The following is a 16,445-nucleotide window of genomic DNA, read 5'->3' as shown; positions in this document are numbered from 1 at the left end:
AATCTCCCTGATAGCAAAATCAGGTCAAAATTTTCGTAGATTATACACTTGGATTCCTCTAAGAGAACAATCCAATTACAAATGTAATCAACACCCTACTAATCTCACCTAAACAACTAAAATCCCACCTGTGATACAAAAAAACTTGGAACTATGGAATAATTTGTTGGGACTTAGTATATAAACATTCGTAATAACCGCCCTAATTACATGTATCGTTGGTATCATATAAAAATGTAAATGTTTAGTAAAATTTATAGGAATTTCTGCAGTAAAAATCTTTTAGTTCCTGGTGCTGTAGAAATCAAATCGTCTATCAAACTTTCTGATAGAGTTAACTAAAGCACCCTAAAGAATATGCACTACTATAATATTTGATAAATTAACTCGCCGACTTAATATATTCAAAAATGGCGAATATTTAGGGATCGTGTTAGCTTGTCTTTTATTTTCGGCCACTCTATACTGACAATCTTAATTGTCAACCAATAAAGAAAGTTTTACGATTAAGCAGGGGGTATATGAAAACTGATATTACGACTTTGAACTATTGGGATAAATCGTATAGCTGGCATCCTTTTACACAGATGCAAGAATATTTAGAACGTAAACCAGTGCATATCACTCATGCCAAAGGATGTTGGTTGTATGATATTGAAGGGAAACGTTACCTTGATGGAAATGCTTCTAACTGGACGAACGTTCATGGCCATAGCGATCAAGAGCTCAATGAGGCACTAATACAGCAATTAAAAAACTTACAACAATCCAGTTACAAAGATCTAAACCACCCCGCTGCATCGCAACTTTGTCATGAATTAACTAGCATCGCACCTGAAGGATTGAATCGCTGTTTTTTTACAGATAATGGAGCATCCTCAGTTGAAGCAGCATTGAAACTTTCTTTTCAATATTGGCAGCTCACAGGAAATCCGCAAAAGAAACTCATCATTGGCATGGAAGGTAGCTATCATGGAGATACTTTTGGCGCCATGTCTGCAGGAAATTCGTTAAACTTTCATCAACGGTTTTCAGAATGGTTTTTGCCTGCATATCACTTTGCGGCACCGCAGCATGATGACATGTCGGAAAGCTTACAAGATCTTGATCGTTTACTTGAAACCTATGCTGAACAAACTGCCATTTTGTTTTTAGAACCTTCTGTCCAAGGGCCACGCGGAATGTATTTGCAACCACCAGGCTTCTTACAAGCCGTATCAGAACGTTGTAAAATACATAATATTCATTTAGCTTTGGATGAAATTTTCGTCGGTCTAGGACGTTTAGGGCACATGTTGGTATGTGCGGCTGAAGATCTAACTCCTGATTTTCTGTGTTTATCTAAAACTTTAACTGGAGGTTATCTACCATTAGCCGCTACTTTAACAACTCAAAAGATTTATAATGCTTTCCTAGGTGAGTTTAGTGAAGAAAAAACATTTCTTCATGGACATACGTTTGCTGCAAATCCACTTTCAACTGCTGTAAGTATTAAAAATATAGAAAAACTGAGACGGCGTATTCAGAGTGGCGAGCTACAACGCACCTGTGATCACTTTAGCAAAAACATCAAATTATATTTTTCCAAGCATCCATTTGTAAAATCTGTGCGGCAACGCGGGCTTGCATGCGCAATAGAATTATATCCAGGCATCAATAATAACTTGCCAACTTTTGATATTAATGAACGTGTAGCACATCACCTTTCACTTTATTTACGTGATAAAGAAATTCTATTAAGAGGTATTGGCAACACACTTTTAATCATTCCTCCATTGTGTATTACAGAGCTTGAGATTGTTTTTTTATGCAAACAAACTGCAACATCTATTTCGGAATATATACATGAATTTGTCATTTGCAGATCTGGAATACCTTTATCAACTGCCATTTAATGATTTGATAAGTCAGGCACATCTGATTCATAAGCAACATCACAGTGTAAATACAGTTCACTTATGCGGCTCTATCTCGATCAAAACGGGTAACTGTCCCGAAGATTGTGCTTACTGTCCACAATCAGTTCATTATAAAACTTATGTGGCTAAAGAATTACTTCTAAATCCGAGTGAGGTTTTAAAAATTGCACTTAATGCAAAAAATCTGGGTGTTACTCATTTTTGTTTAGGTGCTGCTTGGAGTTTTTTACCTAAAGGTAGTATCTTTCAGAAACTTTTGGAAATAATTAAACAAGTCCATGACACTGGCTTGCAAGTATGTTGTAGTCTGGGCAGTATTTCTGCAGAACAAACTAAAGCATTGTTAGATGCAGGATGTTCAATGTATAATTATAATCTGGATACATCCCCTGATTTTTATCCAAAAATTATAACGACACGCACATTTGCATCTCGCTATGAAACATTGCAAATGATTCGCAAATCGAATTTAAAAATATCCTGTGGTGGTATTTTAGGTATGGGCGAATCGATATTAGATCGCTTGAAACTTATATTTTTTATCAGCCAATTGTTACCTCAGCCCGAAATGGTACCACTCAATGCACTCGTAGCCATTGAAGGCACCCCTCTCGAAAAAAAAGCATTTATTGATTCTTTTGAATATGTACGCATTGTAGCCATTGCCCGCATCGCAATGCCACAAAGCATTATTGCGATGGCTGCTGGTCGTTATAAAATGTCTTTCGAAACACAAACTCTAGCTTTTTTTAGTGGTGCAAATGCAATTTATATAGGTGAGCGTATTTTAACAACTCCTACACCTGATTTAAATTCAGATCTAAACATGCTCAAAAAACTTAAAATGAAATGCATATGAATACAATATTAATATCAGGCAATGATACAGAAATCGGTAAAACATGGGTGTGTCGAGCCCTTGCCAACTATCTTGCATCACATAACCAAACCGTTCAAGTAGTCAAAATTGTTGAAACAGGCATAACTAGTAACCAAAAAGGGGATGCAGAAACAGCTATTGAGTATTGCTCTCATCTCAACCAAAAGAAATGTCAAGCTTTTACTTTATACTCATTTGCTAAACCTCTTGCGCCAGTTAGTGCAGCACATAAAGATGGCTGTAAGCTAAATCTTGAAAGTATTCTTTGCAAAATTAAAAGCTTACCTAAAACCAATTGGCGTATTCTTGAAGCTGCAGGAGGACTGGCTGTTCCTTTAGATGAGACAGGATTAGATGCCGTTGATTTAGCTTTAAATTTACCAATAGATTATTTATTACTTGTCGTTCAAAATCGGCTTGGTGCTATACATCAAGCACGTATGTTAACTAATTATGCACCACATTCAAAAATACCAACTGGTATTTGGTTTAACGATAGAATATCAGTTGACAATGATATCACATCTTCTAATTATTTAGAGCTTGCCAATCTCTCGATACCCATATGGGGACATCAGCTTTATCAATCTCGAGAGCTGCATTTTTTTGATTCTTTCCCAATAGCCCATTACTTTAAAAATTATTGTCAAGCTCTCACTGCACAGCAAGATACATCGAGTTAATAGCATAATGCACATTTTGCAAAAATATATCCATGAGTATTTGCAAGCAAGAGAAAAAAAAGGATTGCTTAGAGAATTAACTCCATATCTTGTTAAAAATAATTTAGAAAGTTTATACCTAAATTTTAATGACTACCTCCAATTGAGCAAGCATCCATCAGTCATTCAAGCAGCCCAAAAAACTTTAGAGATATGGGGAACTTCTTCTGGAGGCTCTCCTGCAATAGCTAGCTATTGGCCTATCCACCAAAAATTAGAAAATTCTTTGAAAGAGTGGTGTGGATTTGAATACGGTTTACTTTGGAACTCCGGTTATACAGCAAACAGGGCTCTATTAAGCACCTTACCTCAAAAAGGGGATGTTGTTTTAGCCGATCGTTATGTTCACAATAGCATGTTATTAGGTGCGCAAGACTCTCTTGCAAAACTCATACGCTACCAGCATTTAAATTTAAATCATCTTGAAGACTTGCTTCGCATTTACGCGCGCCCTGATCGTACAATTTTTGTTATTACAGAATCTGTATTTAGCATGGAAGGGGACTATCCTGATTTTAGTCAAATGGGTTTTTTAAAAGACCGTTACAATTTTTTTTGGATCGTTGACGAAGCTCATGCGCTAGGCTGGTACGGACCAAAAGGTAATGGACTTGTAGCCAAATTTGGAGTAGAGAAAAAAGTCGACATTTTAGTTGCCACGCTCGGAAAAGCTTTAGCCAGCCAAGGTGCATTCACTCTCTTTCATAATCCTGATTTGCGGTCGTATTTATTAAATCGCACACCTGAATTTATATATTCGACCTACCTGACGCCCGCTGCAACCGCAGCTAGTTTAGCGGCAATAGAAATAATTCAAACTGAGTATGTATTACGCCAATCCCAATGGCTTTCTCAAACTTTAAAGCTCAAAAATCGCCTAAAACATTTTTTTCCGGATATCCCATTGTATGATAGCCCTATTCTGCCACTTGTGATTGGCGACCCTGGAACAACACTGCGCTTAGCAGCTCAGCTTGCAGAACAACATCATATTTATGTAGGAGCAATTCGACCACCGAGTGTTCCCAAAAGGACTAGTCGCCTTCGTCTTTCTTTACATTGCAACATAGAATTTTCTTCACTCGCACAAACCTTAGAAGATTTTTTTAAAAAAAATTTACTAGAAAAAAATATTTAAATAAAATTGACCCCTTATTTTTTTTAAAGTTTAAAACCTACTAAACATATCTAGAAAGCAATAAGGTCCGGATAATCAAAGAAATGGACCAACTAACCACTTCACTACTCTTTAAAACTATTCTTATTCTCAGTTTTTTTTAAAGCTAAAGCCCATCCGGTGCAGATAATAGGCGGCAAGCAAAATAACAACAACCCGCCTAGCAAAATCAAATCAAATTTAAATAGATTACTCACTTCGATACCACTCGGAGGGAAGAATCCGAGTATAAATGTAATCAAACAGCCCATTAATCCTGCGATACTGACTATCCAAACCCCCCATGTGCCTCCTGGAATATGATAGGCACGACTTCTACTAGCCTCTTTATATCGCAATCGTAATGCGGTTAAAAATAAAAAAATATAGAATAACACCGCCAATTGGGCTGTCATTACGCTCAATAACCAATAGGTTTCATTTACATTAGGAATCAATATAAAAAGACTGGTTAATAGGGATACTAGAATCCCTTGAAATAGTAATAAACTGACCGGCGCTCCAAATCGATTGACCTTAAGCAACCAGTTTAACCCTGTTATTTCACTCTCGAATGTAGCAATGAGTAAGCCTCGCGTAGGACCTATTACCCAGGTTGAAATACTACACAAACTTCCAATAATAATTAAAGAAATAATAATCGGTATAAAAAAAGGCAAATGATAACTATTAAAAAAAGCAACATAGGCCTCGGTTAAACCCGACAGTATATTAAGCTGATTTACTGGAATAATAAGGGCTATAGATAAAGAACCCATTACCAAGGTTATCAATATTAAACTTGCCGACCAAAATAAGGCGCGTGGAAAATCTTTCTGGGGATTTTGTACATCGCCCGCGTGTACAGCTGACATTTCTAAGCCCATCAGACCAAAAATAATAGTCGTTAAAAAAGCCAAATTATTAAAATTATTCAAGCTTGGGAAAAAAGAATAGGAGGAAAAATGTATCGCTAGGGGCCGTGCGCTTTTAATCCAAATGATAGCTAACACGATCATAAAGAGCATAGGAATTAAAGTACCGACTAAAGCGCCGATACTACTCAGCCAACTCGAAACTCGTAAGCCTAAGCAACTTAAAGCAGTAACCGACCACCAAATAATTAATATCGTACTTAAAAGATATATTTTATGTTGTACCAAATGGGGGTCAATTAAATAGGCAAATGCAGCGATTACAAAAGACAATATCGTTGGATACCAAACCACGTTGTATATCCATTGCAACCAAATCGCAAACCAACCCCATCGCACACCAAACGCAGTACGGATCCATATATATGCACCGCCTGTGCTCGGCCAAGTGGTAGCTAATTCAGCCGTCACTAAAGCGGTCGGAATAAAAAAAAGCAACGCAGCAAGTAAATAAAAAAATATTAATGCATAACCAAATTGAGCAGCGATAGGTAATGAACGCAAACTATCCACAGCAATGACATTCATCATGGCTAAACTAAACACGCCCAGTGGTTTTTTAATAATCTGTTTTTTAGTAGCCGCTATCATTATTTTTGACCGGACTTATAGCTCGCAATGATCCAGATAACAGCACCAATAGAAATGGCTGTATCAGCCAAATTAAAGGTAGCAAAATGCCAATACCCAATACAAAAATCAATAAAATCTATGACGTAACCTAAGCTGAGTCGATCATACAAATTACCTATAGCACCCCCTAATATCAATGCAATGCCACAAGCCACCCAATTATTCAGCCCACCTCGATAAAGCATACGAACTAAATAAACGCTCACAAGCGCACTAATAGCCGAAAAAAACCAGCGTTGCCAACCATCCGCTTGACCTAAAAAACTAAACGCGGCACCAAAATTGTGTGACAAAATAAAGTTTAAGCAAGGAAATACAGGGATAATACTCGTTTGATCTAACCAATGTGCCATCCACACTTTGCTTAAATAATCGAGAACAATAATGAATACACTTAACCAAAGCCATGATAGTTGAGATGTTTTTCTTTCTTGCATAGTTTAAATAGGTTAGAAAAAATTGTAGTTTTTAAGCATACATTCGCTGTTCGCCTTTTCCATTGGGAAGATTTTCCACACAGCGTAGACAAATTTCAGGATGTTCTGGACCCTTTCCCACATCAGCACGACGATGCCAACAACGCGCACATTTTGTTTTTTTTCCTACTGTAGATATAACATTTATGCCTAACTCTTCCCCATTAATATCCAATAATGAAGCCTGTTCCGGTGGGGAAACAGTCAACAGCTTTGCATCAGAAGTTATTAATACAAATCTAAGTTCATTTTGTAAAGCAGAAAACATTTTATATAGTTGCGAATTTTCTTTAACATAAAGTTCAACTTCAGCTTCTAATGAAGAGCCTAAATCCCCACTAATACGTAATTTTTCTATCACTTTGTTAACTTCATTGCGCACTTGTATAAGTTCATTCCAGTAGGTTTGCCGATCAGTTTCTTGATAAATGGTTTGCAATGGATCGTTCGCAAACGAAAAAGATAAAGAATACCATTCATTTAAAAAAACACTCTCTTCGCGCTTCCCTGGCAGATAGTGCCAAATTTCTTCTGCAGTAAAGCTTAAAATAGGTGCTAGCCAACGTACCATGGCTTCAGCAATATAAAAAAGTGCAGTTTGCGCAGAACGTCGTGCGATACTATTTTTTTGTAAGGTATATTGACGATCTTTGATAATATCTAAATAGAATCCACCTAAATCACTAATACAAAAATGTTGTAGTTTCTGATAAATCGTATGGAACTGAAAAGTCTCATAAGCATCGATAATCTCATGCTGTAAAAGCTTTGCCCGTTCTAATATCCAAATGTCTAAAGACAACATTTTGTTAGTTTGCACCGCTTCCGATGGATCGAAATCATGTAAATTGGCTAATAAAAATCGAATAGTATTACGAATTCGTCGATAAGCTTCCGCCGTACGTTTTAAAATTTCATCCGAAACAGCCATTTCCCTTCGATAATCTGTTGAAGAAATCCATAAGCGTAAAATATCCGCCCCTAAACTTTGTATAATCTTTTCTGGTGCAATCACATTTCCCAATGATTTAGACATTTTGTGGCCTTTTTCATCCACAGTAAATCCATGTGTTAAAACCGATTTATAAGGAGCTTGACCTTTCATTGCCACGGAAGTTAATAAAGAAGATTGGAACCAACCCCGATGCTGATCCGAACCTTCTAAATAAAGATCAGCCGGCCAAGCTAAAGACGGATTTTTCATTAAAACAGCATAATGACTTACACCTGAATCAAACCATACATCCAAACAATCAGTTAATTTTTCATAATCTTTTGCTTCCTTACCTAATATTTCTTCTGGATTTAAATCATACCAAGCATCTATACCTATTTTTGCGACACGATGTGCAATCTGTTCTAATAAATTAAGGCTGTTGGGATGTAGATCACGTGATAAACGATGTACAAATAAAGGAATTGGAACTCCCCAACTTCTCTGTCTTGAAATACACCAGTCAGGTCGATTGCTAATCATGGAATCAATTCGTGCTTCTCCCCATTGCGGAATCCAATTAACCTCTTTAATCGCAGCTAAACTATCCTCCTTTAAGCCTTGTTTTTCCATACTAATAAACCATTGTGGTGTCGCTCGAAAAATCAGAGGCGTCTTATGGCGCCAACAATGCGGGTAACTATGCTTAATATTTTCTTCTTTCAATAAATTTTTGGTTTCCCTTAGTTTATCGACCACTAAGGGGTTGACTTTAAAAACATGTTCTCCTTCAAATAGTGCTGTACCCGGTAAGAAACAACCATTACCACCCACAGGGTTAATTAATGGTAATCCATAATGTTGTGCCACACTATAATCTTCTATACCGTGCGCAGGCGCAGTATGCACGGCACCTGTGCCAGTTTCTGTGGTGACATGCTCGCCTAAGATAACGGGGACTTGTCGATGGTAGAAAGGATGTTGCAATATAACACCTTCAAAAACTTTTCCGGTCGCACTTCCTAAGCGTTTATAATCAGATATTTGGTAACGCTGCATACAACTTGCTAATAAAGACTCAGCGATTAATAAACGTTCGGTATCGGTTTGCACCAACACATATTCAATATCTGGATTGAGTGCGACGGCTTCATTAGCGGGTAAAGTCCAAGGCGTCGTGGTCCATATCGGCATGACTATAAGTCCATGACCCCTTTCGCTAGGAATTCGATTTAAAAAATCAGCTTCATCCATCACTCTAAACCGCACATCAATCGCAGGTGAAATTTTATCGGCATATTCAACTTCCGCTTCAGCCAAAGCCGATTCGCAATTAACACACCAGTGCACAGGTTTAAATCCTTGTTGCAAGTGTCCTCGACTAATAATTTGACCTAAAGCGCGAATAATATTTGCTTCAAATTCAAAATCCATCGTCAGATAAGGATGTTGCCAATCACCGATCACGCCTAAACGTTTAAATTCCTCACGTTGTATGGAGATTTGTTGGCTAGCATATTCACGACAAGCTTGTCGAAAAGTTTTGGCTGTTAATTTGTCACTGATCTTACCGATTTTTTTTTCTACATTTAACTCGATAGGTAAGCCATGACAATCCCAGCCTGGAACAAACGGAGCATCGAAGCCACTCAATGTCTTTGCTTTCACAACGATGTCTTTTAAAATTTTATTTACCGCATGCCCAATATGAATATGACCATTCGCATAAGGGGGGCCATCATGAAGAATATATTTGGCTTTACCCTGATTTTTTTCACGTAATTTTTCAAACAACGGCAAAGAAGACCATTGCTTTAAAATAGCAGGCTCTGCCTGCGGCAAATTGGCCTTCATTGGAAATTGAGTGTGAGGAAGATTTAAGGTGTTTTTATAGTCAGTCATGTTTATTTAGGCCTCAAATGAAGCTCTGTATAGTCTTACATTTAAATAGGCTTAGAATAACATGCTTGAAGGACCTGCAGTATAGTCAAAATGAAAAAGAAACTTCCTAAATTCTAATTAATCTGCTTTACATAAACCGGACTGAATACAAGTTCCACTAACATCCCAACGTAATTGACCATCTGTTTGATAAATAGGTGTCAAAATATAGGTGAAATGGTCAATTTTATTCATACGAATTCTTTGTGATGTCGCAATAATCTGTGCGTTTTTACCCACTTCTACACTCGTTACATAGCCTTTAGTTTGACTTTCAGCTTTAAAATTACCAGGAATTCCATTTTGGCCAGGCGTACCGCAAGCAACTAAATTATCATGCTCATGCATACAAGTACTCACTCCTAATTTGAACGGTGCTGTGGATTGAATAACTTCAGCAAATTTAGCTCGATTACTGTAATTTTGATAGCTAGGTATGGCTATCGCAGCCAAGATACCAATAATCGCAATAACGATCATAAGCTCAAGTAAAGTAAGACCGCTTTGCTTTCCCTTTATTAAATACATAAACCTTGCACCTTTAATAAAATTGATACTCCTAGTTTAACAAGCCATACTTGTTTAAACCAGTACCATTTCTAAAAGCTTTCAGATAATTTTTACAAAGCTTGGGAACTGAAGCTAAGTATTGTGACTGAACTATCTGCAGAGTTGTAATAATATTTTCCAGCAAATTGCTAATACTAATTAAATTGACTACAATTCGGCTCTTTAAATCGCATTGCCAACGTAGCTCAGTCGGTAGAGCAACTGATTCGTAATCAGTAGGTCGGACGTTCGATTCGTCTCGTTGGCACCAATTAAATCAAAAACTTGGGTCTTTCCTATTTTTCTAATACGCTAAAAACTTAGTGTTCCAATCGTCCTCGCTTGTTCATTTCAGGAGATTCATTACTGGACTCGGACTCATCTTGTTTTCGTTTGCGATTAGCGAATAATCCTGAGCTACCTGACGATCCCATCACATTATTAATAGACTCTAGACTATCTTTTGATATTTCTAATGTAGAAGTATTTTCTTTAGCTTGCTCTTCTAAGCTTTGACGGGAGTATTTATTGTCTTCTTGTTCAAAAGAAGAAGGTTTACTGTGCAGGGAATCCACAGTGTTACTTTGAATCATGGAATCAGTAATAGTAGATTCTGATTTAGATGACAAGGATGCGCTTAATAGATTTTTAATTACACGCGTAGATAAATAACTTGATATTTCCCTACCTACTATAAAATTTAAAGTTATTTCTTTTTCATTTTTTGAAGTAATCCTCAATTTATCTAACAAATTTAAAGATTTTTGCCTTTCTTCTAGTTTTTCTAATCTAGTTTTTATCAAAAGTGCAAAGGATGCGTTTTCTATCTCGCCAACAGCTGCTTCTCGATTGGAAATTTTGTTTCCTTCTTGTTCCACTGCTTGAGCAATCTTATTTATGTCTTTCAAAGTGAGTCTTACGGCTAATTTATCTACATTATCAGATAAAAATTTAACAATAGAACACCTAGGCATATCGGGAAAATTATTGATAAGTTTATTGCGTTCTTTCAGCTTAATATCCCAAAAATTTGATAAAAATTCATGGTTAGTAATGTAATCAGGTTTTTCTGGGTTGCTCAACAATACATAAAGAATAAGATGTTTTGCTATTTCAATATGATTTTCTTTAACCGCTTTATTTAATGGTGTTACTTCAATTCGATTATCTTCTTCTATTTCATCGTCGCTTTCATCGTCGCTTTCATCTTGGTAGAAAATTGCATTCACATCAGCTCCGTTCTCGGAGAGTAATTTAACGATTTCAATAGAATTATTGTCAACCGCACAATGTAGTGGTCTTTCTCCATTATTAGATTCGGTTTTATTAATCTCTGCACCATTTTCTATCAATAACTTAACTGCTTCAATAGAAGCCGAACTAGAAGCATAAAATAATGGTGTTTTTCCACAATAAGTCAAACAATTAACATCAGCGCCTTTTTTTATTAATAATTTTAAAATTTTTATATTTGTTTCCGTAAATTCATTTACAGAACATAGTTCGTGTAATGGAACTCGTCCACTTCTTCCATCCTTTATGTTGAGATCAGCACCTTCTTCTATTAATAGTTCTGCCATCTCAATATGTCCATCCTTGCATGCTTCGTGCAGATAACTATTTCCTTCCTCAAGTCTGTAATTAACATCCGCTCCTTTTTCCAGCAATATTTTAGCAAGTTGAATATTGTTTGTTTTATAAGCAAACAATAATGGGGTTTCCTTTTTATAAATTATGTTAGCATCCGCTCCTTTTTCTAGCAGTGACTTAGCAAGTTCAATATTGTTTGTTTTACAAGCAAAGGTTAACAATGTCCCTTCAAAATCATTAGCAAAAATGAATTGGTTAATATCATTTTTTAGCAGATTTACAAGCTTTCCTATATGACCTTTTGCAGCAATTTTATAAAGTTTCTTATCATAAAGTTCCAATGGCATATTCATCTCCCATTTTTTAGTACTATGTTAAATAGTATCTATTCAAAACCTTAACAATATATTAAATAGAAATTATTAAGGCCTATTTATCCAGCAACACCTTATAAATTATAAAAAAATAGATAGAAAAATTAGATTTAGAAGGTGAAGCCTATTTAATTTCAAAATTAAAAATATAAAAACTTTTTTATTTGATTCAGTTAGACAAGGTTCTCAGCAACTGCATTTACCAACAAATAAAAAGTTAGCTCGGCGTAAACGTCAAGCTAATCACAGCCGGCTTATCGTAAATTCTGAAAATATGCGTATTAACGCAATAACCGAACAGTATTTAGAAAAATATGATTATCACAATCTAAAAGCAAAGGCGTATCACTTTAAAAAAAGCATCAGAGCTTAGCAAATTCTTTCCGTTTAGTTAATTATTTCTCTGTTAATAAACAATCTGATAGAAAAATTCCTATATCTACAAAGATGAAACCGAGATTAAGCTATCAACAGGATACACGTCATCATAGACAGGCGATAACAGCTACATCCGATATACAGGAACTGATATTTTTTGCTGATGTGGTTATTCGAAAAATAACTAAAAAAAATATAAACAACCTTTTTTAGTTAAAACAGCAAAAAAGTCACCAGCAGAACGGGTAGAAAAAATAAAAGCGCGGGCTTTTGGGCTGCCTTGGTGAATTCGCGTGTTCAAGCTAATTAATAATCACTCATAGTAGATTAAGTAAGTTAAGGTAGCTTCATTACTTGTCTTATTGATTTACTGCGCAATAAAGTTTGAGGATATACCTCTTGAGGACAACTATCATATGGCACATTAAAATAACTTGTCGCAACAAATGTGACTGTTTTACTTATTTCATCGACCATTATATGGCTGTAGATAGTGTTGGATTTTTCCGCAAGTATTTTCTTTTCAGTAGGATGTAAAAGATCACGATAATAAACTGCATCATTTGTGGGAAAATTACCACATGAAGCTGTTGTACCGCGACCTTCACCAATATAGATTACTTTACTAAAATGATCATAAAATACGGCATTATCTGTTGCAATTCCTCTTAAGATATAATCGTTAATTACAGCACTCTTATTAGTAATGATGATAGGCATCAGCGCATAACCATAATCAGTAGAGCCACCCCCAGCACCCGGGCTACCCATCCAAGCCTGCAAAATAATTGCTTTGTTATCGCCTCTAACTGCAAAAGGAACATAGAGTGCCCCTGAGTTTCCAGTTTGCGATTCTGGATGAATTACCCCAAGATAAATTGATGAGTTCCGTTGTGGATTGTAGACAAAAAGATAAGCATTATAATAAGCGGCATCAAATTGTTCACCCCATATCCCTGTTTTGATCAGCTCAACAATAGGTTCGTTGTTATATGATGGAAAATATTCTTTTACTGGAACAAATGGATTGAAATAAACACGTAATACCTTATTTGTGTTCGAAAAAGGTAATGAGAAAATATGTGCATGATTTTTTGGCAACAACGCTGCTGTGTCGTTATTACCTTTATCAAAATGATTGGGGAAGAAATAGGATGAATAATGATCCGATTTACTTGTTGCTAAAAGGATAGGAGAAATAAAGCTCATTAATAAGATATACAAACAATTTTTTATTATCTTTCTCATATAAAATACCCATAATTTTTATTATGACGAATTGATCGCTTTTATACCTGGATCCCGTTAGTTTTCACTATTCAACATTTCGATTCCTCTGGTTGGCAACAAACTCCATTTACCAAAATAAATAGCGCGCGCTTAGAAAAACACTATTCGCATGCAAATTAGCATTTTCTAATTTCCCTACAGGCGTAAAAGTATTATTTGTATAGACAGTACCTACTTTATTTTTTCCAAAATTATCATAAAAATAACCTAGCGTTAGCCAAAAATCATCTTGGACCTGATAATCTAGGCCCGCCCCCACATTATAACTAAAATCACCCGTTAGATTAGTAGAACCTCCCAGCTGGTTGGCAAAGCTTGAAGAATTAACAAAGAGTTGACTAATTCTATTAAAGGAGGCGCCTAAGCCTAACGCAACATAAGGCATAAATCTCTGCCATTTGTAGATATCTGCTTTGGTCATAAGCAACCAACTTTCCTGCTGTAATCGATAGTTATAACTAGTGGGTGTTGGATCTACACTAGGCGTTTGTGAGACACCAAACACATTGATAGGTGATGTATAGCGGTGTTGTAATCCCATATTGACACTAGGAAACCATAGATTGTTATCCTGTGCCCATCGATAGCCTATTCCCACAAAGAAAAAAGGTGTACTGTAAGAATTCCCTGTTTTCAAATTTCCTAATACATTCCCACTTGAACCGATCAAAAAACTATTACTACTTGCATAATCGTAGACCTTACCAACGCCTAGGTCAAAATATAATCGGTGCGGATGATGACAATGAAATTTAGAATATGGTGTAGATGCTGCATAAAGTGTGCTCGTGACTAAACAAAGTACCGCACTCAAGCTCATTCTAATCATCTTAGAAAAGTTCATTTCGCCTCCCTGGCAATCTATCGCTGAAGTTCAAATATAGCTTAAAGCGTTATAAATAAGTTAATAGTCTTTAAAATTTTTTACTATAAAAATGACAGTAAGGTTGTTTTTGGTTTTTTTCATAGTAATTTTGATGGTAATCTTCAGCTTTCCAGAATGTAGCTGCCGGCGTAACTTTAGTGACTATTTGAAAACCCTTATCTTTTAAAATATTAATCAATTTTAAAGCGATTTCTTTTTGGTCTGGAGTTGTATAAAAAATTTCAGAACGATATTGCTCACCGTCATCTGGCCCTTGTCGATTCAATTGTTCTGGGTCATGAATTTCGAAAAACCGCTTAGCTAAGGTTTCGTAACTTACTTTGTTAGGATCAAAAGTAATTTCTACCGCTTCGGCATGTCCGGTAGGTTGAGTACAAACTTGTTCATAGGTCGGATTAGATGTATTGCCACCTATATATCCAGATATAATCGAAATAATTCCGGGTAGTTGTTTCATTAAATATTCTACTCCCCAGAAACATCCGCCCGCAAAAATAGCTGTTTCAGTCTGAGGATTAATTTTGGCTGGAATTTTCTGTGAATCTTTGGAAAGTTCATTTTTAGGATTAAATTCTAGCGATATTGAATTAACACAATGTCGAGTATTCTTAGACGTGAGGCCCTCTCCAATGAATAAATGACCAAGATGTGCACCGCATTTCGCACAGGTAATTTCGGTACGGTGACCATCTGGATCAGGTTTTCGTTTAACCGCGTCGGGTATTTCTTCATCAAAGCTAGGCCAGCCAGATCCAGAATCAAATTTAGCAGAAGAATGATACAACAATGCGCCGCATTGTTTACAGATATAATCTCCTTTTTCATTAAATCGGTAATATTTGCCTGAATAGGCAGGTTCAGTAGCTTTCAATAAAATAACTTTTTTTTCCTCAGGAGTAAGTTTTTTCATGATAATTTTAGGTAATTCTCCAACAAATACTTTCGTAAATTATAGATCAAATCTAACACATTACATTCCGTTCAATCTTATTTTTGAAAAACATAAAAAAACCCGCTAATAGAGCGGGTTTCTCATTAAACTAATTTTACTAATTTAAGCCACTTCAGCTAGGTTAATGGTACGTTGACCTTTTTGCCAATTACAAGGACAGAGTCCTCCGTCTTGTAAAGCATGAAGTATACGTAATACCTCTTCAGGATTACGTCCAACACTCAAATCGGTCACCATATTAAAGCGAATAACCCCTTCTGGATCGATAATAAAGGTTGCTCTTTGTGCAACACCCGCATCGTTATCTAATATTCCTAAATCATTACATAATTCACGTTTAATATCACTCAACATAGGGAATGAAAGATCACGTAAATCATCGTTGTATTGTCGCCATGCGCGATGCACAAATTCACTGTCTGTACTGCCACCTAATAATACGGCATTACTTTCTTTAAATTTAGCATTGAGATCATTAAATGCCACAATTTCAGTAGGGCATACAAATGTAAAATCTTTAGGCCAAAAAAACAGTACTAACCACTTGCCGGGATAAGATGCATGAGTAATCTCAGTAAAAGCCTTGCTGATATCAATATCAACCGTAGCTGTGAGCTTAAATTCAGGTAATTTATCCCCTACTTTTAGCATTGACATATCGTTATTTTCCTCTTATTTCATTTAGTGAGAACGCCGGCAATTAGTTTTTGCAGGCCATCTATTGATAATTTCTAGAGTTAGCTCAGGTCAAGCAGTAAATCCATATTTACTCTGTATACCCGAATATTGAAACTACCTGCCCGATTATAACAGCCCCATCTCTATTAAAG

The 16,445-nt window shown here is 36.1% G+C and carries 13 protein-coding genes and 1 tRNA gene; 5 read left to right on the top strand and 9 right to left on the bottom strand.

Going from position 1 to position 16,445, the window contains the following annotated elements:
* Positions 1-521: 521 nt before the first annotated feature.
* The 4 genes from bioA to AAHI99_RS00655 are packed head-to-tail and all read left to right on the top strand — an operon-like array spanning position 522 to position 4,659.
* On the top strand, positions 522-1,895 hold the full coding sequence (gene bioA, locus AAHI99_RS00670) for an adenosylmethionine--8-amino-7-oxononanoate transaminase (protein ID WP_342227774.1): 1,374 nt from the start codon (positions 522-524) through the stop codon (positions 1,893-1,895).
* Positions 1,846-2,778 carry a biotin synthase BioB gene (gene bioB, locus AAHI99_RS00665; RefSeq protein WP_342227773.1) on the top strand — a complete coding sequence of 311 codons (933 nt, stop codon included), beginning with the start codon at positions 1,846-1,848 and terminating at the stop codon, positions 2,776-2,778. The genes bioA and bioB overlap by 50 nt, the downstream gene beginning before the upstream one ends.
* Positions 2,775-3,482 carry a dethiobiotin synthase gene (gene bioD, locus AAHI99_RS00660; RefSeq protein WP_342227772.1) on the top strand — a complete coding sequence of 236 codons (708 nt, stop codon included), beginning with the start codon at positions 2,775-2,777 and terminating at the stop codon, positions 3,480-3,482. Before bioB ends, bioD begins: the two co-directional genes overlap by 4 nt.
* A gap of 7 nt (positions 3,483-3,489) precedes the next feature.
* Positions 3,490-4,659 (top strand): 8-amino-7-oxononanoate synthase, encoded by a 1,170-nt coding sequence (locus AAHI99_RS00655; protein WP_342227771.1) that lies wholly within the window; start codon positions 3,490-3,492, stop codon positions 4,657-4,659.
* A 104-nt stretch (positions 4,660-4,763) separates the two neighbouring features.
* On the opposite strand, the gene AAHI99_RS00650 is transcribed toward AAHI99_RS00655, so the two are convergent.
* The 4 genes from AAHI99_RS00650 to AAHI99_RS00635 form a co-directional block, all read right to left on the bottom strand.
* Entirely contained in the window at positions 4,764-6,203 is a 1,440-nt protein-coding gene (locus tag AAHI99_RS00650; RefSeq protein WP_342227770.1) for an amino acid permease, read from the bottom strand.
* Positions 6,203-6,682, bottom strand: coding sequence for a signal peptidase II (gene lspA / locus AAHI99_RS00645; RefSeq protein WP_342227769.1), 480 nt, complete (start codon positions 6,680-6,682; stop codon positions 6,203-6,205). Before lspA ends, AAHI99_RS00650 begins: the two co-directional genes overlap by 1 nt.
* A 31-nt stretch (positions 6,683-6,713) precedes the next feature.
* Positions 6,714-9,557: an isoleucine--tRNA ligase gene (ileS, locus tag AAHI99_RS00640; RefSeq protein ID WP_342227768.1), complete on the bottom strand. Its 2,844-nt coding sequence runs from the start codon at positions 9,555-9,557 to the stop codon at positions 6,714-6,716.
* Positions 9,558-9,674: 117 nt separating this feature from the next.
* Positions 9,675-10,124 carry a pilin gene (locus tag AAHI99_RS00635; protein WP_342227767.1) on the bottom strand — a complete coding sequence of 150 codons (450 nt, stop codon included), beginning with the start codon at positions 10,122-10,124 and terminating at the stop codon, positions 9,675-9,677.
* A gap of 216 nt (positions 10,125-10,340) precedes the next feature.
* On the opposite strand from AAHI99_RS00635, the gene AAHI99_RS00630 reads away from it, so the two are divergent.
* Positions 10,341-10,416: transfer RNA gene (locus AAHI99_RS00630), tRNA-Thr, on the top strand.
* Between the two features lie 49 nt (positions 10,417-10,465).
* On the opposite strand, the gene AAHI99_RS00625 is transcribed toward AAHI99_RS00630, so the two are convergent.
* From AAHI99_RS00625 to AAHI99_RS00605, 5 genes are all read right to left on the bottom strand, one after another.
* Complete coding sequence (locus AAHI99_RS00625) at positions 10,466-12,082, bottom strand: ankyrin repeat domain-containing protein (RefSeq protein ID WP_342227766.1); 1,617 nt, start codon at positions 12,080-12,082, stop codon at positions 10,466-10,468.
* A 741-nt stretch (positions 12,083-12,823) separates the two neighbouring features.
* The gene (locus AAHI99_RS00620; protein WP_342227765.1) at positions 12,824-13,735 is read right to left on the bottom strand and encodes a hypothetical protein; all 912 of its coding nucleotides are present in this window, start codon (positions 13,733-13,735) and stop codon (positions 12,824-12,826) included.
* A gap of 109 nt (positions 13,736-13,844) precedes the next feature.
* Positions 13,845-14,621, bottom strand: coding sequence for an outer membrane protein (locus tag AAHI99_RS00615; RefSeq protein ID WP_342227764.1), 777 nt, complete (start codon positions 14,619-14,621; stop codon positions 13,845-13,847).
* Between the two features lie 70 nt (positions 14,622-14,691).
* Complete coding sequence (locus AAHI99_RS00610; RefSeq protein ID WP_342227763.1) at positions 14,692-15,573, bottom strand: bifunctional methionine sulfoxide reductase B/A protein; 882 nt, start codon at positions 15,571-15,573, stop codon at positions 14,692-14,694.
* 144 nt (positions 15,574-15,717) lie between these two features.
* Positions 15,718-16,266 carry a peroxiredoxin gene (locus AAHI99_RS00605; protein ID WP_342228384.1) on the bottom strand — a complete coding sequence of 183 codons (549 nt, stop codon included), beginning with the start codon at positions 16,264-16,266 and terminating at the stop codon, positions 15,718-15,720.
* Between the last annotated feature and the right edge of the window lie 179 nt (positions 16,267-16,445).

The sequence above is a fragment of the Rickettsiella endosymbiont of Rhagonycha lignosa genome (assembly GCF_964031165.1).
Taxonomy (GTDB): domain Bacteria; phylum Pseudomonadota; class Gammaproteobacteria; order Diplorickettsiales; family Diplorickettsiaceae; genus Aquirickettsiella.
Note: the sequence above shows the minus strand (reverse complement) of the source record. Positions and strands in the feature narration are given on the sequence as shown.

What these genes read in the sequence shown, in the direction of transcription:
- bioA (WP_342227774.1), top strand. Translation starts at nt 522, where the DNA reads ATGAAAACTGATATTACGACTTTGAACTATTGGGATAAATCGTATAGC.
- bioB (WP_342227773.1), top strand. Translation starts at nt 1,846, where the DNA reads ATGAATTTGTCATTTGCAGATCTGGAATACCTTTATCAACTGCCATTT.
- bioD (WP_342227772.1), top strand. Translation starts at nt 2,775, where the DNA reads ATGAATACAATATTAATATCAGGCAATGATACAGAAATCGGTAAAACA.
- AAHI99_RS00655 (WP_342227771.1), top strand. Translation starts at nt 3,490, where the DNA reads ATGCACATTTTGCAAAAATATATCCATGAGTATTTGCAAGCAAGAGAA.
- AAHI99_RS00650 (WP_342227770.1), bottom strand. Translation starts at nt 6,203, where the DNA reads ATGATAGCGGCTACTAAAAAACAGATTATTAAAAAACCACTGGGCGTG.
- lspA (WP_342227769.1), bottom strand. Translation starts at nt 6,682, where the DNA reads ATGCAAGAAAGAAAAACATCTCAACTATCATGGCTTTGGTTAAGTGTA.
- ileS (WP_342227768.1), bottom strand. Translation starts at nt 9,557, where the DNA reads ATGACTGACTATAAAAACACCTTAAATCTTCCTCACACTCAATTTCCA.
- AAHI99_RS00635 (WP_342227767.1), bottom strand. Translation starts at nt 10,124, where the DNA reads ATGTATTTAATAAAGGGAAAGCAAAGCGGTCTTACTTTACTTGAGCTT.
- AAHI99_RS00625 (WP_342227766.1), bottom strand. Translation starts at nt 12,082, where the DNA reads ATGCCATTGGAACTTTATGATAAGAAACTTTATAAAATTGCTGCAAAA.
- AAHI99_RS00620 (WP_342227765.1), bottom strand. Translation starts at nt 13,735, where the DNA reads ATGAGAAAGATAATAAAAAATTGTTTGTATATCTTATTAATGAGCTTT.
- AAHI99_RS00615 (WP_342227764.1), bottom strand. Translation starts at nt 14,621, where the DNA reads ATGAACTTTTCTAAGATGATTAGAATGAGCTTGAGTGCGGTACTTTGT.
- AAHI99_RS00610 (WP_342227763.1), bottom strand. Translation starts at nt 15,573, where the DNA reads ATGAAAAAACTTACTCCTGAGGAAAAAAAAGTTATTTTATTGAAAGCT.
- AAHI99_RS00605 (WP_342228384.1), bottom strand. Translation starts at nt 16,266, where the DNA reads ATGCTAAAAGTAGGGGATAAATTACCTGAATTTAAGCTCACAGCTACG.